Annotated in this window: 18 protein-coding genes, 2 pseudogenes and 1 riboswitch; of the genes and pseudogenes, 12 read left to right on the top strand and 8 right to left on the bottom strand. The window is 50.1% G+C overall.

Features of this window, described 5'->3' with window-relative positions:
* Nucleotides 1-205: 205 nt before the first annotated feature.
* Both argS and L0M14_RS29860 read right to left on the bottom strand, forming a co-directional pair.
* Nucleotides 206-1,879, bottom strand: a complete 1,674-nt coding sequence (argS, locus tag L0M14_RS29865) for an arginine--tRNA ligase (protein ID WP_235120022.1) — start codon at nucleotides 1,877-1,879, stop codon at nucleotides 206-208.
* A 3-nt stretch (nucleotides 1,880-1,882) separates the two neighbouring features.
* Nucleotides 1,883-2,305, bottom strand: a complete 423-nt coding sequence (locus tag L0M14_RS29860; protein WP_235120020.1) for a YwiB family protein — start codon at nucleotides 2,303-2,305, stop codon at nucleotides 1,883-1,885.
* A gap of 210 nt (nucleotides 2,306-2,515) precedes the next feature.
* Between L0M14_RS29860 and L0M14_RS29855 the strand changes: the two genes are divergently transcribed.
* Nucleotides 2,516-4,024 carry a hypothetical protein gene (locus L0M14_RS29855; RefSeq protein ID WP_235120018.1) on the top strand — a complete coding sequence of 503 codons (1,509 nt, stop codon included), beginning with the start codon at nucleotides 2,516-2,518 and terminating at the stop codon, nucleotides 4,022-4,024.
* Between the two features lie 300 nt (nucleotides 4,025-4,324).
* Here the strand turns inward: L0M14_RS29855 and speE are convergent, their stop codons facing one another.
* Complete coding sequence (gene speE, locus L0M14_RS29850) at nucleotides 4,325-5,152, bottom strand: polyamine aminopropyltransferase (protein ID WP_235123074.1); 828 nt, start codon at nucleotides 5,150-5,152, stop codon at nucleotides 4,325-4,327.
* 210 nt (nucleotides 5,153-5,362) lie between these two features.
* Between speE and L0M14_RS29845 the strand changes: the two genes are divergently transcribed.
* Nucleotides 5,363-7,459, top strand: coding sequence for a transglycosylase domain-containing protein (locus L0M14_RS29845; RefSeq protein ID WP_405030810.1), 2,097 nt, complete (start codon nucleotides 5,363-5,365; stop codon nucleotides 7,457-7,459).
* A gap of 152 nt (nucleotides 7,460-7,611) precedes the next feature.
* Here L0M14_RS29845 and L0M14_RS29840 read toward each other — a convergent pair whose 3' ends face one another.
* Nucleotides 7,612-8,103, bottom strand: a complete 492-nt coding sequence (locus L0M14_RS29840; RefSeq protein WP_235120016.1) for a YwhD family protein — start codon at nucleotides 8,101-8,103, stop codon at nucleotides 7,612-7,614.
* 273 nt (nucleotides 8,104-8,376) lie between these two features.
* On the opposite strand from L0M14_RS29840, the gene L0M14_RS29835 reads away from it, so the two are divergent.
* The 4 genes and pseudogenes from L0M14_RS29835 to L0M14_RS29820 all read left to right on the top strand — a co-directional run bounded on the left by L0M14_RS29835 (nucleotide 8,377) and on the right by L0M14_RS29820 (nucleotide 13,485).
* On the top strand, nucleotides 8,377-10,386 hold the full coding sequence (locus tag L0M14_RS29835; protein ID WP_235120014.1) for a M1 family metallopeptidase: 2,010 nt from the start codon (nucleotides 8,377-8,379) through the stop codon (nucleotides 10,384-10,386).
* Nucleotides 10,387-10,401: 15 nt separating this feature from the next.
* Nucleotides 10,402-11,220: a hypothetical protein gene (locus L0M14_RS29830; RefSeq protein ID WP_235120012.1), complete on the top strand. Its 819-nt coding sequence runs from the start codon at nucleotides 10,402-10,404 to the stop codon at nucleotides 11,218-11,220.
* A 189-nt stretch (nucleotides 11,221-11,409) separates the two neighbouring features.
* Nucleotides 11,410-11,549, top strand: a riboswitch (cyclic di-AMP (ydaO/yuaA leader).
* An 88-nt stretch (nucleotides 11,550-11,637) separates the two neighbouring features.
* Nucleotides 11,638-12,026, top strand: a pseudogene (locus L0M14_RS32150) (C40 family peptidase).
* A gap of 88 nt (nucleotides 12,027-12,114) precedes the next feature.
* Nucleotides 12,115-13,485: a cryptochrome/photolyase family protein gene (locus L0M14_RS29820; RefSeq protein WP_311198803.1), complete on the top strand. Its 1,371-nt coding sequence runs from the start codon at nucleotides 12,115-12,117 to the stop codon at nucleotides 13,483-13,485.
* A gap of 97 nt (nucleotides 13,486-13,582) precedes the next feature.
* Here L0M14_RS29820 and L0M14_RS29815 read toward each other — a convergent pair whose 3' ends face one another.
* Both L0M14_RS29815 and L0M14_RS29810 read right to left on the bottom strand, forming a co-directional pair.
* Nucleotides 13,583-13,780: a hypothetical protein gene (locus tag L0M14_RS29815; protein WP_235120011.1), complete on the bottom strand. Its 198-nt coding sequence runs from the start codon at nucleotides 13,778-13,780 to the stop codon at nucleotides 13,583-13,585.
* A gap of 152 nt (nucleotides 13,781-13,932) precedes the next feature.
* Entirely contained in the window at nucleotides 13,933-14,502 is a 570-nt protein-coding gene (locus L0M14_RS29810; RefSeq protein WP_235120010.1) for a PilZ domain-containing protein, read from the bottom strand.
* Nucleotides 14,503-14,672: 170 nt separating this feature from the next.
* Between L0M14_RS29810 and L0M14_RS29805 the strand changes: the two genes are divergently transcribed.
* Nucleotides 14,673-15,428, top strand: coding sequence for a MerR family transcriptional regulator (locus L0M14_RS29805; RefSeq protein WP_235120009.1), 756 nt, complete (start codon nucleotides 14,673-14,675; stop codon nucleotides 15,426-15,428).
* 147 nt (nucleotides 15,429-15,575) lie between these two features.
* Here L0M14_RS29805 and L0M14_RS29800 read toward each other — a convergent pair.
* Nucleotides 15,576-17,107: pseudogene (locus tag L0M14_RS29800) on the bottom strand (MDR family MFS transporter).
* Nucleotides 17,108-17,360: 253 nt separating this feature from the next.
* Between L0M14_RS29800 and L0M14_RS29795 the strand changes: the two are divergent.
* The gene (locus L0M14_RS29795) at nucleotides 17,361-18,116 is read left to right on the top strand and encodes a hypothetical protein (protein WP_235120007.1); all 756 of its coding nucleotides are present in this window, start codon (nucleotides 17,361-17,363) and stop codon (nucleotides 18,114-18,116) included.
* Between the two features lie 244 nt (nucleotides 18,117-18,360).
* On the opposite strand, the gene L0M14_RS29790 is transcribed toward L0M14_RS29795, so the two are convergent.
* Complete coding sequence (locus L0M14_RS29790) at nucleotides 18,361-18,930, bottom strand: DUF1697 domain-containing protein (RefSeq protein ID WP_235120004.1); 570 nt, start codon at nucleotides 18,928-18,930, stop codon at nucleotides 18,361-18,363.
* 505 nt (nucleotides 18,931-19,435) lie between these two features.
* On the opposite strand from L0M14_RS29790, the gene L0M14_RS29785 reads away from it, so the two are divergent.
* Genes L0M14_RS29785 through L0M14_RS29770 form a run of 4 tightly spaced genes read left to right on the top strand, consistent with a single transcriptional unit; the run spans nucleotide 19,436 to nucleotide 22,233 of the window.
* Nucleotides 19,436-19,789, top strand: a complete 354-nt coding sequence (locus L0M14_RS29785; RefSeq protein WP_235120002.1) for a metallophosphoesterase family protein — start codon at nucleotides 19,436-19,438, stop codon at nucleotides 19,787-19,789.
* A gap of 23 nt (nucleotides 19,790-19,812) precedes the next feature.
* On the top strand, nucleotides 19,813-20,280 hold the full coding sequence (locus tag L0M14_RS29780) for a metallophosphoesterase family protein (RefSeq protein ID WP_235120001.1): 468 nt from the start codon (nucleotides 19,813-19,815) through the stop codon (nucleotides 20,278-20,280).
* Between the two features lie 7 nt (nucleotides 20,281-20,287).
* Nucleotides 20,288-21,361 (top strand): ABC transporter ATP-binding protein, encoded by a 1,074-nt coding sequence (locus L0M14_RS29775; RefSeq protein WP_235120000.1) that lies wholly within the window; start codon nucleotides 20,288-20,290, stop codon nucleotides 21,359-21,361.
* Nucleotides 21,361-22,233: a carbohydrate ABC transporter permease gene (locus L0M14_RS29770; RefSeq protein ID WP_235119999.1), complete on the top strand. Its 873-nt coding sequence runs from the start codon at nucleotides 21,361-21,363 to the stop codon at nucleotides 22,231-22,233. Before L0M14_RS29775 ends, L0M14_RS29770 begins: the two co-directional genes overlap by 1 nt.
* The last annotated feature ends 5 nt before the right edge of the window (nucleotides 22,234-22,238 follow it).

Below are 22,238 nucleotides of genomic sequence, written 5' to 3'. Positions count from 1 at the left end.
AGCTGCGATGGAGCAACGCCGGCCTTGCACCGATGGCGCAAAAGCAACGCCGACCGGCTGGTGGTGGGCGGCGAAGCCCAGCCCCCGCTGCCATTGCTGTGCTGGCGGCGCTTGGATTCGAAGAAAGCGCGCAGTACGCGCGCTTTCGCGTAAAGCAAGAAGGCCCCGATCCGTGTCGGGGCCTTCTTGCTATGTGGAGCGGAGGTTACATCCGCTCCGGAGCGCTCACGCCAACAACGCGAAGCACGTTGGCGATCGTAGTGCGCACCACGCCGAGCAGCGCTAGGCGTGCTTGGGTTTGCTGCGCGTCGTCGGTAATGACGCGCTCGGCTTTGTAGTAGCTATGGAACTGGCTCGCCAGTTCGTAGACATAGCGGATGAGGCGGTGCGGCGCATACTGCTCGGCAGCGACCGCGACTTCTTCCGGAAGCTCGCCGATCTTGCGCAGCAGGTCGAATTCCGACTCCGCTGTGAGGCGGGATAGATCGACTTGCTCAATCGGAAGCAGCTGAACGCCTTGCTCTTCCGCTTGCCGGTAGATACTGCAAATACGCGCGTGCGCGTACTGCACGTAGAATACCGGATTTTCGTTGGACTGCGAAACCGCCAGGTCCATGTCGAAGTCCAGATGGGAGTCCATGCTCCGCATCGTAAAGAAGTAACGAATCGGATCTACGCCCACTTCGTCCATCAGGTCTTCCATCGTAACAGCTTTACCGGTACGTTTGGACATTTTGACCTTTTCCCCGTTCTGGAACAGACTGACCATTTGTGCGATCAGGACGATGAGCCGGTCTGCTTCAAAGCCAAGGGCTGTCATAGCTGCTTTCATTCTTGGGATATAGCCGTGATGGTCAGCTCCCCAAATATTGATCAAGCGGTCATAGCCGCGTTCAAATTTATTGCGATGGTAGGCGATGTCTGGAGTCAAGTACGTGAAAGAGCCATCATTTTTAATCAACACACGCTCTTTATCGTCGCCAAACGGCGTTGTCCGCAGCCAAGTTGCACCTTCTTCTTCAAAGATATGCCCCTTGTCGCGAAGCTCCTGAAGCACACCAGGAATCAGATTGTTCTCATAAATGGACGTCTCGGAGAACCATTCGTCGAATTTCACACCGAAGCGGCCAAGGTCGCGTTTGATTTTATCCAGCTCTTTAGCAAGGCCGTAGCTGCGGAAATACGCACGGCGTTCTTCCTCCGGCATGCTCAGCAGACTGTCGCCCTTCTCAGCGGCGAGATCTGCCGCAAAGCCTTTGATATCCTCGCCGTAATAACCGTCTTCCGGCATTTCGGCATCTTGCCCGAGCGCCTGCAAATAGCGGGCTTCGATTGATTTTGCCAGGTTCAGCACCTGATTGCCCGCATCATTGATGTAATACTCGCGAGTTACATGATAGCCTGCAAGACTCAGTACATTGCAAAGCGCATCGCCTACTGCTGCTCCACGAGCATGCCCAAGGTGCAAAGAGCCTGTCGGGTTGGCGCTGACGAATTCCACTTGTACTTTCAAGCCGTTACCGATATTCACAGCCCCGTAAGCTTCGCCCTGTTTCATAACCTCGCCGACGATCGGATATAAGTAGCTTTTATTCATTTTAAAATTAATAAATCCAGGTCCGGCAATGTTCGCTTCTGCGATATAAGCCTTTTCTTTATCCAAGCTCGCGATAATTTGCTCGGCGATCTGTCTTGGATTTTGCTTCGCAATTCTAGTAAGCTGCATAGCCACGTTCGTGGCGAAATCGCCGTGCGCCTTATCCTTCGGCACTTCAAGCGCCATATCCGGAATTTGCTCTGCCTCCACAATGCCTGCAGCTATGATTGCTTCTTGTATGGCTTGCTTGACTGTCGTTTTTACTTCATTAAGAATGTCCATCCGTTATGACCCCTGCCCCTTCTGAATGTTCAGCTTGATCCGATAATGCCCTGCGTGTTCTCCTGACGCATATAAGTCATAGCTCCAATGCACAGTGCCGATGCCGGCTTCCATGTTTTGAGTGAGCTCATGAGTTTCCATTTCAAGTTCCATGCGGCCCTGCGCCGTTTGGTAAAAGCCTACCCGTTTCTCACCTGGCACAAACGTCTGGTCCGCCTGGACGTCCCCCTGCCGGATAATTTTGACCTGACCCGCTTCCAGCTTGATCAGGGTCACCGTTCTTCCCAGCTCGGAAGGCTTCTCTTCGTAGCGGATGTAGACATGCTCTCCTTTGAGATAAAGCTCTCCCTCAGCCGTTTGCTTGGTGGCTTGGCCTGCGCTTCGACTTTCGATGCGAATCCGCACGCCCATCTTGGCCGTTGTCATCCTATGAATCTCCTGTCCACTAACGTTGCGCCTTATGTCAAGATAAGGCAAGTTAGGTACTAGTGTATAATATAAGGTCTTTGAATTCAATGAGTCTGCTTGGAGCAAATAAATTCATAGTAACTTTTTTCCAAATTATCCGTCTGTATACATGGGTTTCAATCTGTTAATTAGCCATTATGGTAGATGGATGAGATGGAGGAGTCGTACATGTTGATGGTAAAGGTGTCTCACCTGAGGAGGAGTAGAAAAATTCAATGGATGGTTATTGTCTTGCTCCTGTTAGCTAGCATGTCCCTATGTGAGAAGGACGCTCGAGCCGCAGATCCTGGAGTCCATGTCAGGGTCAACATTCCTGATTTCCCCGTCACTGTGGATGGAATCCAGGTCGATAGCCGGACTCTTGAGTATCCGCTGCTCGTGTACAAGGATATTACCTACTTCCCGATGACCTGGAATGTCGGTCAAGGCATGGGCATTAGACTGTCATGGTCCGAAGAAGGAGGACTCACACTATCTCCTTTTTCCGGCACAAAAACCAAGCTTGACATGGAGACGGGCGGCCACTTCTCTGCGAATGAAAGCTATACAGCGTCCATAGCCAATTTTCCTGTGACTGTCGAAACAGAGTCTATCGATAATCGTGCCCAAACGTATCCGTTACTCGTGTTTCAAGACATCACGTATTTCCCTATGACTTGGCATTTCGCCGTCGATTCATTCGGGTGGAAGACTACTTGGGATGATAATAACGGATTCGCCATTCGAACATCGCAAATGCCGCACTTGGAGAATGTGGTCTACGATGATGAGACTTCTATATATGTAACCTCTAGTTTCCAAGCTACAAACGGAATGTTCCGAATCGCTAAGGATTTAACCGGCGACCCTGTCTGGCTCAGCAAGGAGGAGGAAGACGCCATCTGGCAAAAAATGCAGGATTCGGAGGCTTCACTCTCCTTACAGCCTGCTTCGGACCGGGACGTCCAGATCGACAATAACCTTATTACCTTCGAAGGCGTCACACTGCTCTCCCTGCAGCCCACCTTGGATAAGATGAAAGAGTACTATGACAACAACCCGGATGAGGAACGTCAAGACCGGGCTAGGGTATCCGCACGTATCTACCCTTTGGACGACGGTAACACATTAGTCTCTTTACGCATCTATTCTTACCTGCACATTCCTGCTCCCTACACGCCTCACGAGGATTCTTTGTATTTTGTAGCCAATGGTAAAGCCGAGAAGCTTGAAAGCTTCGATCAATCTATTCAGAGCGTAAAAAAAACGGACAGCGGCAATTGGGTATGGAGTTGGTCCCCCGAGTATATGGCCGCTAGGAACGGGAACGCACGCGGCGAGATTCTATGGCTAGGAAGCGATGGCAATATTCGATTATGGAACGATGTCCTGAATGTCCAATTCCTGGCCGCACTCGATGTTGAAGGTGATGATATGCTCGCTCTGGCCTATAACCTGTACGGCGATGGTGCCACCTCCAGGCCGCAGGGCTACTTTAGACTGCATCAGGACGGTACCTATGAGAAGGTCAAGGAGACCGCGTTCGATATGAACCATCCGCCTTCAATCCCTTATACAACTAAGGAGCACCAATTATTCGTTATAGATGGCAATTCTGTCTCCAATGTATTGTCCGGCGAAAGCCGTACTTGGTGGGATTATGAACTGTGGGAGGCTGCGGGCCGACCGCCGATGTAATCAGCATTACGCCCAGCAAAGTGTAGTGATGCCCTATCACCGGATCCAGGTGCCTTGAAGGATTCCCCAATGTATAAAACCTGGATTCGATTACTCAACTTCGCCGTTCTGAACGGCCAAACACGCCTGTCAGTGGCGAAGCGAAGCAACCGTATGCGTATGGGACTTACCCTTTTCGCTTGTAAATGAACGAAAGACCGCCAGCTCCTTCCTGCAGGAAGATGAACTGCACTTCTCATGTTAGATCGTGTCTATCATGATGGAGCACAGTTCAAAATGAGCTGACGGTCTTTTCTGTTATTACTTCACCAGATCTTCTACAAATTTAGGCAGTACGAAAGCCGCTTTGTGCAGACGAGGTGTGTAGTATTTGGTCGGGAACTCCGGAATGCTGGACTCTTCGACTTGCAGCGGATCATGCTTTTTGCTGCCCATCGTGAAGGTCCAAAGTCCGCTTGGGTATGTCGGGATGTTAGCCCCGTACACGCGAACGATTGGGAAGATTTCTTTGACATCGCGGTTGACGGTTTGAATCAGGTCCGCTTTAAACCAAGGGTTGTCCGTTTGCGCAACGAAAATGCCGTCTTCCTTCAGCGCGTCGTAGATGCCCTGATAGAAACCTTTGCTGAACAGCTCGACCGCAGGTCCTACAGGCTCAGTGGAATCAACCATAATGACGTCGTATGTATTCTTGTGATCGTGAATGTGCATGTAACCGTCGTTGACGATGACTTCTACGCGAGGGTTGTCCAACTCTCCAGCAATCGTAGGCAGATATTTCTTGGAATACTCGATCACCTTGCCGTCGATATCAACGAGCACGGCTTTTTTCACTTTCGGATGCTTCATAATCTCACGGATCACGCCGCCGTCGCCGCCGCCGACAACAAGCACCTGCTCCGGGTTCGGATGTGTAACGAGCGCAGGATGAGCCACCATTTCGTGGTAGACGAATTCATCCTTTACCGTTGTCATAACCATTCCGTCCAGGACGAGCATGGTTCCCCATTCTTCAGTTTCGATCATCGCGAGATCTTGAAAATCCGTTTGCTCTCTCACGTATGTTTCTTTAATTTTGGCGGTAATACCGAAGCTGTCGGTTTGTTTCTCTGTGTACCAGAGCTCCATGTTCATGCCTTCTTTCTCTTCTATATTGGTGATGAATAAGATCCTTTATCAGTGTTCCCATTGTATTATAGTTCATTACCCCTAAATTGCAATGATTTCCTGCGGTTTTTCAAGATAGTTAAAAAATTATTTACATTTGTTTGAATACGAGGAGGCAAGCTTTTCCATACTGCTAATAGAAGCTTGGCATGAACGAAAGGGGTGTAAGGAATGACTGAACAGAAACGTCCGTCGTCAGCAGGCGTACCCGCTCCGCCCAAAGATAAAGAAGATTTGCCTTCCGTCCGATGGATGCGCCGTATCAAGAAGATGTTCGCCTTTATGTTTTCCGCCTTTATTCTTATGTTAGTTCTAGCAGCCGGAGGACTGCTGTATTTGCGCGCACAGACGCTTCCGGCAACGAAAATGCTCCAAACCTCGCAGATGTACGACGCGCATGGAGAGCTGATCGATACGTTCTACTCGGGACAAAATCGGCAGGTGGTGTCGCTCAAGGACATTTCACCTTATCTAATTAAGGCTACTTTAGCTGTGGAGGATCAGCACTTTTACAGCCATTTTGGCGTGGATCTCAAAGCTGTAGCCCGGGCTGCGATCGTGAACATTCAGCATATGGCCAAAATTCAGGGCGCAGGTACCATTACCCAGCAATTAGCCAGGAATTTGTATCTGAATCATGACCGAACTTGGTCCCGTAAGCTGAAGGAAACCGTCTATGCTGTAGAGATGGAGATGAAGCTATCCAAGGACCAGATCCTTGATAACTATTTGAATCAAATTTATTACGGGCATTCCACCTATGGCATTGAAACGGCATCCGAGCTGTTCTTTGGCAAGCACGCTAGTGAGCTGACTCTCGCGGAAAGCGCCATGATTGCCGGTGTGCCCAAAGGCCCCCGTTACTATTCACCTTATTATGATCTGCAAAATGCGATGGACCGGCAAAAGGTTGTGCTCCAAACGATGGTGAACAGCGGCTTCATTACACAAGAAGCAGCGGACCAGGCGGCTAAAGAGAAGTTGACCATTCAACCTCTAACGGAGAAAAAGCCTGCCGTAGCGCCATATTTCCGGGATTATGTGCGTTCGATCGCTACAGAGCAATTGGGAATCAGCGAGGAGCAGTTTGATGAAGGCGGTATTAAAATCTACACCACACTCGATATGAATTCGCAGAAGATTGCGGAGGACGTCGTGAAGAAGCAGCTGGAAAAATATCCGGACATCCAGGCAGCCCTGGTGGCCATCGATCCTAGAACAGGTGCGATTAAAGCGATGGTGGGAGGACGCGATTACGCGGAAAATCAATTCAACCGGGTGCTCTCGAATACACGGCAGCCGGGGTCCTCTTTTAAACCGATTGTGTATACAGTGGCTCTGCAGAACGGATATACACCAGTTACTCAGGTGAAGAGCGAACCGACTGTCTTTACCTATGACGAGGGCAGACAGACGTACACGCCACGGAACTTTAACGATCAATATGTCAACGCCAATATCGATATGCGGCAGGCGATTTCCAAATCGGATAACATCTATGCCGTGCACACGATCCTTGATGTCGGCCCAAGCAAAGTCATCGACCTTGCCCGCAAGCTTGGCATCGATAGTCCGATGAAGCCTCTGCCTTCTTTGGCGCTTGGGTCGTTCCCGGTCAGCCCGCTTGAAATGGCATCCGCCTTCGGCACAATTGCCAACCAAGGCGTGCACTTTAAGACAACCGCCATCGAACGTATTGAAGATGCGAACGGAACCATTTTATATGAAGCGAAGCCGCAGTCTGAAAAAGTGATCGATCCTGCTGTAAGTTATGTTTTAACGAATCTCATGGAAAGTGTATTTGAAGAAGGCGGCACGGGAAATCGGGTGGCTAGTACGATCAAACGTCCGATTGCCGGGAAAACAGGCACGACGGATACCGACGCCTGGATGGTCGGCTTCACGCCGGAGCTGACGACCGCCGTATGGGTGGGTTATGACAAGGATCGGGATATCAGCATCGTGGAATCCCATCTAGCCTCCCCGATTTTTGCCGAGTTTACGGAACAATCGCTTCAGGCAATCCCACCTAAACTGTTCCCGATCCCCGAAGGCGTAACAACTGCGTATATTAATCCGGCATCGGGCAAGTTGGCGAATGAAGATTGCCCGGATTCCGTCATGGAGGCGTTTCTGTCCGGTACGGAACCAACCACTTATTGCACAGGTAAGCCTGCAAAAGAAACACCGAGCAGCAGCCCTCAGCCAGGCGTAGAAGAAAAGAACAGCTCTTGGTGGAATGATCTCAAACGCTGGTGGAACGAATAAATGGGAAACACAAAAAGGCAGAACTAAGCGCGTCTTAGTCTGCCTTTTTTTGCTGTCCTAGTATATGGTGCAACATACACTATTGATTAGTATACTCGGTTCATCTTATGGTCACAATGGATGACACATAATGTACATATTTATTTTCCACCTTATGAAAGCGCATCCTTGAGGGTATCGTCCGAGCGGTTCCACCATTCTTCGTTATGTGCGATGAGTGCGTCACGAAGCGCTTTTTTCTCCGTTTCGTTAAGACCGTCCACGATTACACGGCGTTTCATCGCGTAATCCATCTTGTTCACATGGTCGGCAAGAATCTTCCATCCGCGTCTCGCTTCCGTGTCCACGAGCATTTCACAAGCGGTTAACCCCGCATAAAATGCCCCCGTTTCTGTCCGATCCACCGCTACCCAGACAATCCAGCAGGTGCGTCCGTTTGGCACTTCGGCTTTATCCATAGAGAATTTAATCCCCTTCTCTACCTTACTCTTGGCATGAAGGGCCCCCATATCCAAATAAGCCTCATCGCCATCGATAATGATACTCGATACATTGCTCAGATCGATGGCTCCTGCGCCGAACCCCTTATGATTCGTTTTTGAATTTACTATATTCAAAGCAAGCTTTTTCTTTTCATTTTCCATAGGAACAGCTCCCGCCTTTCTCTTCATCATAACTCTTGCTTTATTGTAGCCAAAGTCACAGGCAAGAACAAGGTGTACCGGATACACCGGTGCAAGGGCCTGCCCTTACGTGTCTGTGCATCGTTCGTTCTAGATGCCGTAAAGATGCGGCAGTCAATTCTTCAGCGCTGCCAGGCTCCCACCGATTTTGTCCAACAAATTCACGTTCAAAGAAATAATCCTCGTCCCCCTTACATATACATGCTGTAGATGCTTGTCAACGGGGTGAATATCATGAGTAACGTATTCAAAAACCGCAAGGTACAGTGGATGTTCGTCATGCTGTTTGCAGCAGGCGCCGTTCTGCTGTCTGAATCTCTTCTGCCATCCGCACTAAAGCCCGCCCTGCCGGCCGCACTCGAGGAGCCTACAGCCCCTCCTGCGCCGGACACCAGACAGCTTGAGTCTGCCAAACCACTGGAGAAGCCTGCGCCCAAACCGCTCAGCTATCGTGTAGCGGAGTACCACATTAACGTGGAGTATATGCCGGACACCAAGCAGCTGAAAGGGCAGCAAACGTTTACGTGGGAAAATCCGGGCTCCGCACCTGTACAAGAGCTGTATTTGCACTTGTATCCGAATGCATTCGCCTCCAAGAATTCTACCTTTATGAAGGAGTCCGGCGGCAAGCTGCGGCAGGATGAAGCAACGACAGACAGCTTAGGCAGCATGCAGCTGTTATCTCTGCAGACTTTGGACGGCACCGACCTCAGCAAACGCATGGAGTTCGTGCAGCCCGATGACGGCAATAAAGACGATCAGACTTTGCTGAAGGTGCCTCTCCCCAAAGCCGTAGGTCCCGGTGAACAGGTTACTTTAACCACGGATTTTCTGGTCAAGCTTCCTGAAGTTTTCGCACGTATGGGTTATGCAGACGGCGGCGACTTCGTGATGGCAGGCCAGTGGTTCCCCAAGGTAGCTGTCTATGAGCCGGCAGGAACGAGGGGCCGGCAGACCGAGGGTTGGAATTTACATCAATATCATGGGAATTCTGAATTTTATTCCGATTTTGGCATCTATGATGTCGTCATTAAAGTACCCTCCACTTATACCGTGGCTGCAACCGGCTTCCCTGTCAAAACTCCTGTAACGGAGAACAACACGAAAACGTACCAATTCTACGCCGATGACGTACATGATTTCGCTTGGTCCGCTTCCCCACACTTCGTTTATGTCGAAGAGCCCTTCTCGGCGGCGCAAGTGCCCGGTGTGAAGATCAAGCTGTATCTCGATCCGAAGCAGCAGGACTTGAAGGACCGCTATATGTATGCAGCTAAGAAAGCACTCGCCCGTTACAGTCAGTGGTACGGCGCTTATCCTTACAGTACGCTGTCCATCGTCGTTCCTCCGGAAGACGGCAACGGAGCAGGCGGCATGGAATATCCAACGCTCGTCACCGCATGGGGCGCCAAAGACAGCAAGCCGGACCTCGAACTCGAGAGGGTCGTCGTTCACGAAATCGGGCACCAATTCTTCTACGGACTGGTGGCATCTAATGAATTCGAGGAGGCTTGGCTCGACGAAGGCTTCACGTCCTATGCCGAAGATAAGCTGATGGAAAGCGAGTATGGCGTGTCGTCTAACCTTCCTGTAGAAGCCAGCTACATTACTTCGCCTAACGCGCTGCAGCTGAATGCATGGGAATACCGAGGCCATCAAGAATATGCGGACAATGTCTACATGCGCGCCAAGCTTGTACTAAGAGCAATTGAGAAACAGGTCGGCACGAAAACGATGGATAAGATTATGTCAACTTATTTTCAACGTTGGGAGTTCAAACATCCGACTACACGGGATTTCCAAGCCGTCGTCGAAGACGTTACGAAGACGAAGTGGGACGAATTCTTCAACCAGTACGTGTACGGCAGTATGATGGCCGATTATTCTGTCGAACGGATTCATGTTGCACCCGCTTCACTTGCAGATGGCAATTCTGGCTATGAAAGCACGGTGCTGATCTCGAAGCGCGGCGGCAATTCGCCGGAAGTGCCGATTCAGTTCCATTTTAAGGATGGCAGCACTTTGGATAAAACCTGGAGCGGAGCGGAAAGCAGCATCGAGTATAAGCTTGCAGGCGCCTCACCGATTGACTGGGTAAGGATTGATCCGAATTATTCGCTCGTTCTGGAAAATAAACATATCAATAACTTTATGCTAACTGAGGTTGACCCCACTTGGAAAATCCGCTGGAATTTGGGCATCATTCAATTCCTGCAGACGGTCTTCGGCTGGGTCGCTTGGTAGAAAGGGGGACGCCGCGTGACATCGTATATGAAATCCGGCTTTCGGGCCGCCGTGCAGCAGCCTTTCGCCGTGATTGTCCTGTTCTTGTACCAGTTGGGCTGGGGCATGGCTCTCTACAAAATGGTTCAATCTGTTCTCGTTCCGCTCATGCACCGGTTTCCCGGCAGCAGCCAGCCCAAGCTCGCGATGCAGCTGTTCTTGGCCGAGGGGCAGTTCCAGCTGTTCAAAACCGACGTAAGCTATTCCTATCTCTGGACTCTCGTCATCCTCCTCGGGGTGCGCATGCTGTTGACACCAATGCTCAATGCCGGCATTTATTATTCGATCACACATACGGAACAAAATGCGGGCTATCGATTTTTCAAAGGAATCAGAGAGTTATCCTTATCGTTCTTTCTCTGTTATGCGGCCCGGGTTGCACTTACCATGCTGCCTCTGATCTGGCTCATTCCGGAGGTTCAATCCATCTATGCCCACAGCACCTCCTATGAGAGTGCCGCCTTATCCATGCTGCCATGGCTAGGGGGACTGCTCGCCTACGGCTTTATTCTGCACCTGCTCTTTATGCATGTTCAGTTTGCCCTGGCACTGCGCAGCGGCATCATCGCCACAATCGGCGCCTTCCTTCGCCATCTGCTGCCGATTGTGACTATCGCCCTGCTGCTTGTCATCGGCTCGGGACTATTGGCAGGTGTTACCGTCACTGCAACTTATATCTGGGCAGGACTGCTTGCCCTGATGATTTATCAGCTATTCCCCTTGTTCAACATGTTTCTTCAAATGTGGGCATTAACCTCTCAATATCATCTCTGGTCAGCCAAAAACAACTCTTAATCGATAGTAGAATGGCACATATGCTGTACAAAAACAGCCTAAATTCATCGAAAATGCCGGGTCCCTTGAAAAAGGGGCTATTTTTTTGTCTATTTTGAGAAGTTTCACACATATTTTTATAGAATAGCGCATAGGAAGGAGGAATTTCTTATGTTTATGACGAATCCTTCGGATTAGGATAAAAAAAACCAACAAATCATGCCGAATTCCCGATTAATTTTGGGAAACGGGGGAACCACTCCGGGTGAATTGATCTTGCTAGACAGGGATCATAGGGAACCTTCAACCGAACCCTCCAGCTAACCTCGTAGGCACCGGAAGGAGACAAGCAGTTGAAAAAGGTTGTTGCTCTCGTTTTCAGTCTTGTTCTATGTTTGAGTTTGAGTGTAGGGAAGCGCTTTCGCAGCACAATCCACAATGGATGAAACGGTTGACGGATTGCTCGGAACTCCGTACAAGTACGCGGGTACGACAACAAAGGGTTTTGATTGCTCCGGATTTACCGCTTACGTGTTCGCGCAATTCGGCATTGACCTTCCTCATAGCTCTAAAGCACAAGACGAAGAAGGCTACTGGGTTGACAAAAAGACCTTCGCAAAGGCGATCTTGTCTTTTTCAACACAGGAGGCGACGGTGTTTCTCACGTAGGCATCTATCTTGGCGACGGTGAGTTTGTACATGCCGCAACCAACGACGGTGTAGTGAAAAACAAATTAAGTGAGTCCTATTATGCTAAGCGTTATGTATCTGCGCGCCGTGTACTCTGGGACGATATTTACAACCAGCTGACTGCTGAATCCAATTAATTAAATGATTGCTAACGAATAAAGCCCCGGCATAGCTTCGCTCCTAATTCGAGCAGCCCGCAGGGCTTTTATTCTTTTTTCTGGAGGCATGGCATATGAAATTGTTCATACATCGAAAAGACTTACGGATCGAGGACCTGACTGCATTCGACTATCTGTTCGCAGGGGGCACCCTTCCGTTCATCTGCTCATTCTGGATCCATATCTTCTGCGCAACAACCGGCATGCGGAGCACAGCGGAGTTTGCTTCTTGAGCTATGTCAGAAGACTGCAGACTGTATACGCCGAGGCCGGCAAAATCCTTCACATCGTCTACGGGGAGCCTACGGAGGTGATGGACCTTGCGTTGGGACTAGCCCGTTTTGACGAGGTCGTTGTTCATCAGGACTTTACGCCTTATGCCGTCGTGCGCGACCGCAAGCTGCGGGAAGTCGCCCAAGCCCACGGTGTGAAATGGACATCTCTTATCGATCATACCTTGACCGATCTTGCAGATTTTCAAAGATTTGCTCAAAAGAACGAGCCATACAAGGTGTACACTCCGTTCTTCCGCAAATGGACGGCCTATCTGCAGATGTTCTACCGCCCCTCTTCTCCGCTCTCCCTAAAGGACCTGCAAACTGTCAGTCTAATGGATTTCGAAGGCGGAGCAGACGTTTTGAATTCGTTTCGTTTGCCTTTCGAGTTGGGTACTTTCACGGCTCCTGATGATCCAAATGAGAGGCTGCGGGACTTTCTCGAGGACCACCTGCCTTTCTATGCGGAGCGCAGGGACCACTATGCCTATGACGGTACCAGCTCACTCAGCGCAGCTATCAATACAGGCGCCATCTCGATTCGCCATGTGTATGAGAAGCTTCTTGAGCATGAGCAGTCCGCTGCCTGGCTCAGACAGCTGGCTTGGCGGGATTTTTATATCTATCAATCGGTGTATGATGGTGACTTTTTCAAATACGAAAAGAAATACGATCTGTCGTCCCTAGATGATCGACATTTTGAGAGCTGGCGCAAGGGAGAGACTGGGATTCCGATTATTGACGCAGCGATGACGGAATTGAATGAGACCGGACATATGCCGAACAGGCTGCGCATGGTCACGGCTATGTTCTTGACCAAGAATCTACTGTGTCCGTTTACACTCGGCGAGCAGTATTTCCGCTACAAGCTCAGCGATTACGACAACACGCTGAACCGGGGCGGTTGGTTATGGTGCGCTTCGCTAGGCTTCGATGCCGCCCCCTACTTTCGCATCATGAATCCGGTCACGCAGTCGGCCACTCATGATCCGTCAGGACAGTATATTCGCAGATGGCTGCCTCAACTGGCAGCGCTGAGCAACAAAGAGATTCATCTGCCGATGAAGCAAGCGATTGTGGATGTGAAAGCCTCAAGAGCAGCTGCGATTGAGGTGTATAAAGGAATTTTGCGGAAAGATGACAGTTTTACAGGCGAGGCCTGATCATTCATCGTAATGTTCATTTTATTGAAGTAGCGTCTTGGCTTGCTGCAAATCGCTGCGTTCATCACAGTTTACTCGATATTCATGATGCTGATCGTCATCTTTTAAACACCGCATAGCAAATATAAACGACGAGAAAATAAGCAGGGAAAATAAATAAGCCCGCAGCAGTTAGAAAAATAATCATAAACAGCTCATATTCTTCCGAAACAGCATCATAATGCTGATAGCCATAGAACATCCAGATTAACCAGCCCATAGCCAATATGCTGCCGATTCGGTACGGAAGCCGCATAGAGCTCACCCTCCTCTTTCAGTTGTACCAATTACCATTTTACACCAATATTAACAGAACGAGAAAACCAGCCCTTTTTTAACTGAGGACTGGTTCTTTGGGCTCTTCTATTGTTCTGGCGAAGACTTTGGATTACCATGTTGAATTTCGCTTTATACCTGCTTCGCAAACATGTAACCATAGAGCAGTCTGATATTATCGGAGTGAATGAACTGAATCCTTGCACCGTACCGCTTACGGCCGAATTGTTCAATTTCATTGGTCGTTATAATATCACAATAAATGGGCAGCTGCTCGGACTGTACGATGACGCGGCTTACGGTATCAGGTATAAAATCAAGATCATGATCAATCGTGAAGCTAAATCCTCTATGACTTAAATCGTGCAGACGAATGGGTAAAATGTTTTCTTCTGCTCCATGACTTTGTTTGACCGTTTGGATAAGAAGGGCGGGAAAATCAACCGTAATCCTTGGGAAATTTCGGCGATCGCTAAAATAATCCTGCGGCAGCTGAGGAATTAGCAGGCTAATCTCATCCGCTTTGACGCTGATGACTTTGCTTTCAATCTGCTTACCCTTGTATATGGCCAGAACATACTCCGCTCGTTTCACCGGATGCTCTCCTGTCACCTGTACACGCATTAACTCATCTTCGAATACAATCACTTCCCCGCTCACTTCAAAGTTCTGATTAATGAGTATCACCTGATTAGCGGACATCGGATTTCACACCTCTTTCCATTTTTTTGACTTATTTCGACGCTAGGCGACCCATTCCTGCTAGAATGGTTCTGCGAGAAAAGTCGTAGATGGCCTATTTGGTTAAACTCGCCTCTTGACCCTCCCCTTAGAGGAGCCTTTACACTCAGTATAGAAAGGAGTGGATCCGCATGCTGTACACCGTTAAACAGCTATCCGCCTTGTCTCACGTAACCATCAAAACACTGCATCATTATCACAAAATCGGCCTCCTAATCCCACGCGAGATCAGTGATGCAGGATATAGGCTGTACGGAGCTGCAGAGCTTGAAAGACTTCAACAAATTTTATTCTATAGGGAGCTGGAGTTCCCATTAGAGCAGGTCAAGGTACTGTTAGAAGTGGAGCCTGACCGATTAACTATTCTGAGCAGTCAGAAAAAGCTGTTGGAAAGCCGAAAGCAGCGGCTGGAACGGTTCATTCTGACACTGGAAGAGTCAATTGCCTGTGAGATCAAGGAGGAAACTATGGAACATTCATCTATGTTTAAGGGCTTCGATACGGAGGAAGAATGGAACGACGCGTTGGCGGAGCAGCGGCAGTATGTAAAGGAGACTTACGATTACGATCTATTGGAAAACGTTACGATCGATACAGCCGAGATGAACGAGCAGGCTGCCGAAGCCGTTCGATTTATGAATTCAATGAAGAAGCATCTTCTTGAAGGCAGCAAGCATGACAGTGAAGAAGTACGCTTGTTGATCGGGGAACATCTGTCGTTCCTAAGCAGCCATGGCCACGCGTCGAGCCCGGCGGATTTTGCCGTGCAGACACGATTCTTTCTCGGCGACGACTTTCACCAGCGGATGCTGGAGGACCAGCAGACCGGACTCTCGTATTATCTGTGCATGGCGGCTGAAGCTTATGCTGCCGCTTCACAGGGATAATCGATTTCGCCGTCAGGGGTGTCGATGATATCAACTGCAGCGCTCAAAAGTAAATTAAAGCCCTTGCACCCGGCTGATACGCCAGTCTGCAAGGGCTTATTTTTTCATTAGCGTGACACTGCGCAGCCTTCTATTTTGGCAGCTTCCTTAATGTGATGCTGCGTAGCCTTCCGTTTCGGCAGCCGGATCGAACTTCTCCCGGCCCATCAGGAACGCTGCTGCCAGTGCCAGCACGGCCGGGATAACCCCCAAGCAAAGGTAAGTGCAATGGAGGACGACAGTCCACCTGTGATGAGACGCAGCACCTCCGCAGGAATTTGGCTTCGGGTTGCCGGATCCAGCAGTGCATGCGGGTCGCTTACGTTCAGCCCCTGAGGCATCCCCGCCTGCCCGCCTCCTGCAAAAGCATCCGTCAGTTTACGGGTCAAGGAGTGACTTTGAATAATACCGAAGATGGTAATGCCAAGCGTCATACCCAAAGAACGGAGGAAGTTCAATGTGGAGCTCGCCGCTCCCCGCTGTCTAGCCGAGAAGGAATGAATCGCCGCATTGCTCAGTACCGAGAAGGAAGCTCCGATTCCAAGGCCTATCAAGATCATATACACGGTTACCACCAATCGGGAGGTTTCCGTCGTAATCGTCGTCAGAAGCAGCAGCCCGACCGCAAGAACGGCTAATGTCGGAATCATTATTGCCCTGTACGAAAATTTATTCAGCATAAATCCGCCGCCTGTAGCGGTAACAACTGAACCGAGCATCATCGGCAACAGGACAAGCCCCGAGTTCGTTGCGCTTCCGCCTAGAACACCCTGAATAAAGATCGGAATATACACTGAGGCCGTAATAAACGCAGCGCCGCTAAGCATACCGATCGCATTGCTAGATGCGTACAAGCGGTTCTGAAACATTTGGAACGAGATGATCGGCTCGGCGGCTTTCTTCTCAATAATGATGAACAGCACGGCCAGCACCGCAAATCCCGCCAACAGCCCGATAATTTGCGGGGAATCCCAAGCATACTGCTTGCCGCCTAGCTCCATACCGAACATCAAGCATACGATTCCGCCTACAAGTGTCGCTGCCCCCGCCCAGTCAATACGCTGCTTGGAGTGTTCGTGTGATTCCTTATAGGATAAAGCGATCATCAGGAACGCGATACAGCCTAACGGGAGATTGATGTAAAAAATCCATTTCCAGTGGATATAGTCGGTAATATAGGCGCCAAGAAGCGGCCCAAATATACTCGACATACCGAATACCGCGCCGAACAGCCCGCCAAGCTTTCCGCGATTCTCCGGAGGAACTGCGTCGAACATGATGGTGAAGGCCACCGGCACTAAGGCTCCGCCACCAATTCCTTGAATAGCCCTGTAAATACTAAGCTCAACGATGGAATGCGCTGTTCCGCAAAGAACGGACCCCAACATAAAGACCAGAATACCGAATACAAAGAAGCGCTTGCGTCCATACATATCCGACAGCTTACCGAAGATCGGCATACCAGCCATTTCGGCTACCATGTACGCGGAGGTGACCCATACGAATTTATCCAATCCGCCCAACTCTCCGATAATCGTTCCCATAGCTGTCGCAACAATCGTGTTGTCCATGGACGCCATCAGAATGGCCAGCAGCAATCCCGCTACCACGAGCCCCATTTTGTTCTGCTTTTGACTCATTAGTCACTATCATTCCCTTCTGTGTTCGCAATCGAACTTATATTCCTATTATAGCCCGCATGACTGACAACAGTATGTCATGAATCCAGCAAGCTAGTTAAATTTCTTGTAAAAGGCCGCCCTCCTCGCAGCTGATATCGAATGCCCTCGTAAGGGAACGGCGCAATTGGCAATTGGGCTAGTACCCCCTGTGACATTCGTCTATCTGCTGCATACCTTATGTTAGATTAAGAATCACAAGGAGGAAACTACGTTGAGCTCGAAATCACATACAGATTCCCAAACGGAAGAATTGCTGCCGGAAGTTGAAACCGTGCCTGAGTCAGTGGACGAAACCCAAGGCCTGTTCCCGGAACACCCTGAGCAAAAACCGCTGATGCTGCCCATAGAAGTCTATGACCAAGTAAAAGCACTTGAGGGAGAAATCACTCAATTAGAATCGGATGTATTTCAATTAAATTTGGAAGGAAGCCAGTTCCGCAACGCCTCTAACGAAGAAGAGACCTTGAAGAAGTGGGAGGAAGCCGCCCGCAAGCAGGAAGAGGTCATCGCCAAGCATCAGCAGCGTGCGACGCTGATCGCTCCGTTCCTGTTCCCGCCCCGCTCCTACAGCGGCAATCCTTTTAACATCCCGGGATTCCCTGGAGGTCCGCAAGGCGGCGCCGGATTCCCGGGCGGTCCTGGTGGGTTCCCTGGTACTCCAGGCGGGTTCCCTGGCAGCGGAGCTCCAGGTACGCCAGGTTTCCCTGGCACACCTGGATTCCTGGACCAAACCCAGGCTTCCCAGGCGGCGGTTCCCCTGCTGTTCCTGGTGCTCCAGCCGGCGCACAAGCTCCTACGACGCCACCGCCTGCGTACACGCCGCAAAAACCTTTGTCCGCAACAGTTTCTCCAACAGCTGTGTCACCTGGCTCCATGGTGGGCTGCTTGTTTAGATTCACTTATGTCTGGATGCGCAACGGCACGTCGTTCTGGTTCTTCCCGATCTACATCGGTCCTAATTCCGTAGCCGGCTTCCGCTGGTCAGGCTTCGCTTGGAGATATTTCGGCGTGGATACTCGGTTTATCGAAGCATTCACTTGCTAAATGCAAGCACCGCAGGAACATCAGTCCGCTTAGCCGGACTGATGTTTCTTTAGTTGATAAAGCAAGGTTCACTCCGAGCTTCAGCAGATTTTCCCCGAGGACCTTCTAAGGTGATAACAACGCTGTCAAAGACGCCCGCTGCGCTTCTCCAAAAACTACTGAACCCTTCATTCATCTTTAGGCTCCGCCATAGCGCGGGCCATTCCTGCAAGCTTGCTGATGGTCTTCCAGTTTCGCGTGGTCGCCGGTACGCCTAGCTTATGCATGTTCCCAGCCAGCTTAGAGTTCCTCACACTGTGATGGAACAGGAAGTAGATATCCCTGTCTATTACTTGATAGGTCTCGCCTTCCGTCCGATAAGACTCCAGCCGCTGAACAGCCTCCTCCGCAGGGGTCTGCTGAAGCAGGGTGACGTAGAGGCTCTCCGCATCGGAGGCTGCTTCCGCAGCCGAGATCTCCTCTTTGGTGAACGGACAATGCGCAATAAGGCTCTCCAGCTCCGCTGCCGTACGAAGGATCATCGAGACCTCGAACCCGAAGGTCGTCTTGAAAGCAAGCTCAATACGCTCACACAGCGGACCTTCCTTTTCATCTGACTCAAAAAGTACATTGCCGCTTTGAATATAGGTTTGCACGCGGGACAGTCCTATACGCTCAAACATGGCCTTGAGTTCAGCCATCTTCACCTTATTATTGCCTCCTACATTAATTCCTCGAACCAGTGCAATGTATACCATTCTTTTGGTGTTCTCCCTTCATGCCCAAGCAGCTTCCGAGCCTTTTGTGTACAACTGCAGCTGCGTCTTCTCCAAGTCCATCCGCTCTTCCCTGCAGATGCGATCTACCTATCACCTTACCACTATACAGAACGCATGTTCCTTTGTAAATAAGTTCCATTTACTATAATTATTTTTTCTGAAATTCCGTCCCCTCTCCTCTTCATACAACGTTAGTCTTTTCTTCACATCTTCCTAACATCATCATAATATTGCGATAATAAAAGCCCGTTATCCTATAAATAGAACACAGATACAAGTGAATACCGATGAACCTCCGGGTGGAGACCAATTGAGAAAACCCAGTGGTCAGTATAGTCTGTCTTCCTGCATATGGCAGAGAGGATTTTGCTGACGCTGGTTTTTTTATGCCCACATTCGGGTTGTCACTCCCCCTAAGGAGCATCGCATCCCAGATACTTGCTGTACAAAGTAAACAAGCCCAATTAACAGGAGGTAATGAATCATGCGTTTCGTGGTAATGGGAGATTTTCATTATTCCAGAATGAACAATGGTACCGATGACATGGTCCAGGCTCGCGACAAGGTGTTTACAGCTCTGCTCAATCAATTTCTTGCCATGGATGGGGACCTTCACATATCCCTGGGTGATCTTACCCATGAAGGATACCCGGAGGAATTCCGGTATGTTTTTGACCATATGAACCGCAGTGAGCGTGAGTTTATCCACGTGCTCGGCAATCATGATACCTATTCCATACCCAAGACCGAAATCTTAAGCATTACAGGACAAAGCCGCTACAGCTCCTTGAAACAGATGAAGCGATTGTCATTTTCCTCGACTCTACCAAAGAAATGAACAAAGAGTGCTGGGGCGGAACCATGGATACCGAGCAGCTTGAATGGCTTAGGGCTCAGCTGGAGGCTTCAGGAGATAAGCCTGCCTTCGTCTTTGCCCATCATCCGGTCCATGCCACGACCTCCCGCTCTACACTCGATAAATTATCGATCCATCCGGATATTGATATGATGGCTGTCTTGAAAGCTAAGAAAGGTCCCGGCTTCTACTTCTGCGGGCACAACCATGCCAATTCGATTGCCCTACAAAACGGATGGCATTTTATTCAAACGGCCGCCTGCCTGGATATCCCCGCTTTCCGTGTCGTCGAGCTCCAAAACGGACAAGTCAGCATCAGCCTTGTTGAACTGAACGATGAAGAGCTTCATGAGCAGATTAGCCGATTCCACACGAAGATGCGCGGATTCACACCTTTTCCGGAAGCTCGGGGAGAAGCAGCAGACTGGAGCCTGACGGTCAGACTTGACGAAACCACAGCAAAGATGGGGTGAATGAACATTGGCTGAGATCAGACTAGAGCAAGTTGGAAAAAGCTTCGGCCAGGAGCATGTCGTTCAGCACTTGAACATAACCATCCCGGATGGATCGTTCTCCGTGCTAGTCGGTCCCTCCGGCTGCGGCAAGTCTACAACACTTCGAATGATCGCCGGACTTGAGAAACAGACCAGCGGAGACATCTGGATCGGGGACCGCTGCGTCAACCAGGTTGAGCCTGGAAAACGCAATGTAGCCATGGTATTTCAAAATTACGCCCTGTACCCGATGATGACCGTCAAAGAGAATATTGAATTCGGGCTAATCAACCGGAAGGTGCCCAGGGCGGAGCGAGAGCGTCTGATTCGGGACATTACGGAAATTGTCGGGCTTGCCGACTATCTGGGCAAAAAGCCGCATGCCCTATCGGGCGGACAAAGGCAGCGCGTCGCTCTGGCAAGGGCCATGGTCAAAAGCCCCGACGTCTTCCTCATGGACGAACCACTGTCCAATCTGGACGCCAAGCTCCGCAATCAGATGCGGACTGAGCTGATCCAGCTTCATAAGCGGCTCGGCGCGACCTTCGTGTACGTGACGCACGATCAGGTCGAAGCGATGTCGATGGGCGACCAGATCATCATCATGGATAAGGGCCGCGTGCAGCAGGCGGATCGCCCGATGCAGATCTACAATGAACCGGCGAACCGGTTCACTGCACAGTTCATCGGCACGCCGCCGATGAATATGTTGCCGGGTTCCATCCTGGAAGGCGGATCACACGGCACAGGCAATGACCGGAGCCACATCGGCTTCAGGCCGGAGAAAGCGATCATCACGCCGGAGCGTAAACAGGGGCATCTACACCTCCCTGCACGGATCGTGACACGCGAAACCTTAGGCGCCGAGGTCATTTACCAGATGGAGTCCAAGGCTGGTGCCTTTTACGTCAAAACCTTTCTCAAGCCGATTGAGCACGCTGCCGATGTTCATGTATCGATTCCATTTGCCGATTTGTATTCCTTTGACCAATCCGGCAATCGAATCATTCAGCAAGCACCTGCCGAGACGATGACTCTTGTGGCGGGAGGAGCACATTAATGCCCTGGCTGCAGCGGATTCGACCTTACATGATGGTATCGCCTTCCATTCTTATCTTCACTGTCTTCTATATTTATCCGATCTTCTACATGATCTATCTTAGCTTACACAGCTGGGATTTCATCAGTCCGGAGAAGGAATTCGTCGGCTTTGGGAACTTTAACGACTTGTTCGCCAGCAAAGAATTCCGGCAGGTGCTGTGGAACAGCTTGAACTACACGCTGCTGACGGTTTCTTTGACCACTGCGCTCTCCCTTCTTCTGGCCTTGTGGCTCAACAAAAAAGGTTGGATATACGGATTTGTTCAGGGTGCTATTTTCAGCCCGCACATCATTTCGTTGGTATCCGTTTCGCTCGTGTGGATGTGGCTGATGGACCCGCAGTATGGGCTGCTGAATTGGATCCTTCAATTGTTCGGCCTGCAGAAGCTGGAATGGCTGAGCAATCCCAAGAGCTCGCTGCTCTCGCTGGTCATCGTGGCCGTCTGGAAGGGAATCGGCTTTAACGCGCTTGTGTTTATCGCAGGTCTGCAGAGCATTCCGAAGGACGTGTACGAAGCTGCCGATTTGGATGAATCGAACAGGTGGAGAACCTTTTACAAGATTACGGTACCGATGCTTTCACCGACGCTCTTCTTTCTGATCATCATCAACCTGATCGGCTCGTTTCAAGTGTTTGAAACGATTGCCATCATGACGCGAGGCGGACCCGTCAATTCTACGAATACCCTAGTGTTCTACATATTTGAATACGGTTTTCGTTTTTTCAAAATCGGGTATGCCTCTGCCGCAGGTGTCGTGCTGCTTATCGTGGTGGGGCTGCTGACGCTGCTATATTTCAAACTACTGAGCCGGAAGGTTCACTACAGATAGGAGGC

Source organism: Paenibacillus hexagrammi (assembly GCF_021513275.1).
GTDB lineage: Bacteria > Bacillota > Bacilli > Paenibacillales > NBRC-103111 > Paenibacillus_E > Paenibacillus_E hexagrammi.
This window is presented reverse-complemented; position numbering and strand designations above follow the sequence as displayed.

Coding starts and splice junctions, on each gene's coding strand:
- L0M14_RS29860 (WP_235120020.1), bottom strand. CDS start 2,305: ATGACAACGGCCAAGATGGGCGTGCGGATTCGCATCGAAAGTCGAAGC.
- L0M14_RS29835 (WP_235120014.1), top strand. CDS start 8,377: ATGAGTAACGTATTCAAAAACCGCAAGGTACAGTGGATGTTCGTCATG.
- L0M14_RS29855 (WP_235120018.1), top strand. CDS start 2,516: ATGTTGATGGTAAAGGTGTCTCACCTGAGGAGGAGTAGAAAAATTCAA.
- L0M14_RS29770 (WP_235119999.1), top strand. CDS start 21,361: ATGCCCTGGCTGCAGCGGATTCGACCTTACATGATGGTATCGCCTTCC.
- L0M14_RS29810 (WP_235120010.1), bottom strand. CDS start 14,502: ATGTCCGCTAATCAGGTGATACTCATTAATCAGAACTTTGAAGTGAGC.
- L0M14_RS29840 (WP_235120016.1), bottom strand. CDS start 8,103: ATGGAAAATGAAAAGAAAAAGCTTGCTTTGAATATAGTAAATTCAAAA.
- L0M14_RS29805 (WP_235120009.1), top strand. CDS start 14,673: ATGCTGTACACCGTTAAACAGCTATCCGCCTTGTCTCACGTAACCATC.
- L0M14_RS29780 (WP_235120001.1), top strand. CDS start 19,813: ATGGATACCGAGCAGCTTGAATGGCTTAGGGCTCAGCTGGAGGCTTCA.
- L0M14_RS29785 (WP_235120002.1), top strand. CDS start 19,436: ATGCGTTTCGTGGTAATGGGAGATTTTCATTATTCCAGAATGAACAAT.
- argS (WP_235120022.1), bottom strand. CDS start 1,879: ATGGACATTCTTAATGAAGTAAAAACGACAGTCAAGCAAGCCATACAA.
- L0M14_RS29790 (WP_235120004.1), bottom strand. CDS start 18,930: ATGGTATACATTGCACTGGTTCGAGGAATTAATGTAGGAGGCAATAAT.
- L0M14_RS29815 (WP_235120011.1), bottom strand. CDS start 13,780: ATGCGGCTTCCGTACCGAATCGGCAGCATATTGGCTATGGGCTGGTTA.
- L0M14_RS29820 (WP_311198803.1), top strand. CDS start 12,115: ATGGCATATGAAATTGTTCATACATCGAAAAGACTTACGGATCGAGGA.
- speE (WP_235123074.1), bottom strand. CDS start 5,152: ATGGAGCTCTGGTACACAGAGAAACAAACCGACAGCTTCGGTATTACC.
- L0M14_RS29845 (WP_405030810.1), top strand. CDS start 5,363: ATGACTGAACAGAAACGTCCGTCGTCAGCAGGCGTACCCGCTCCGCCC.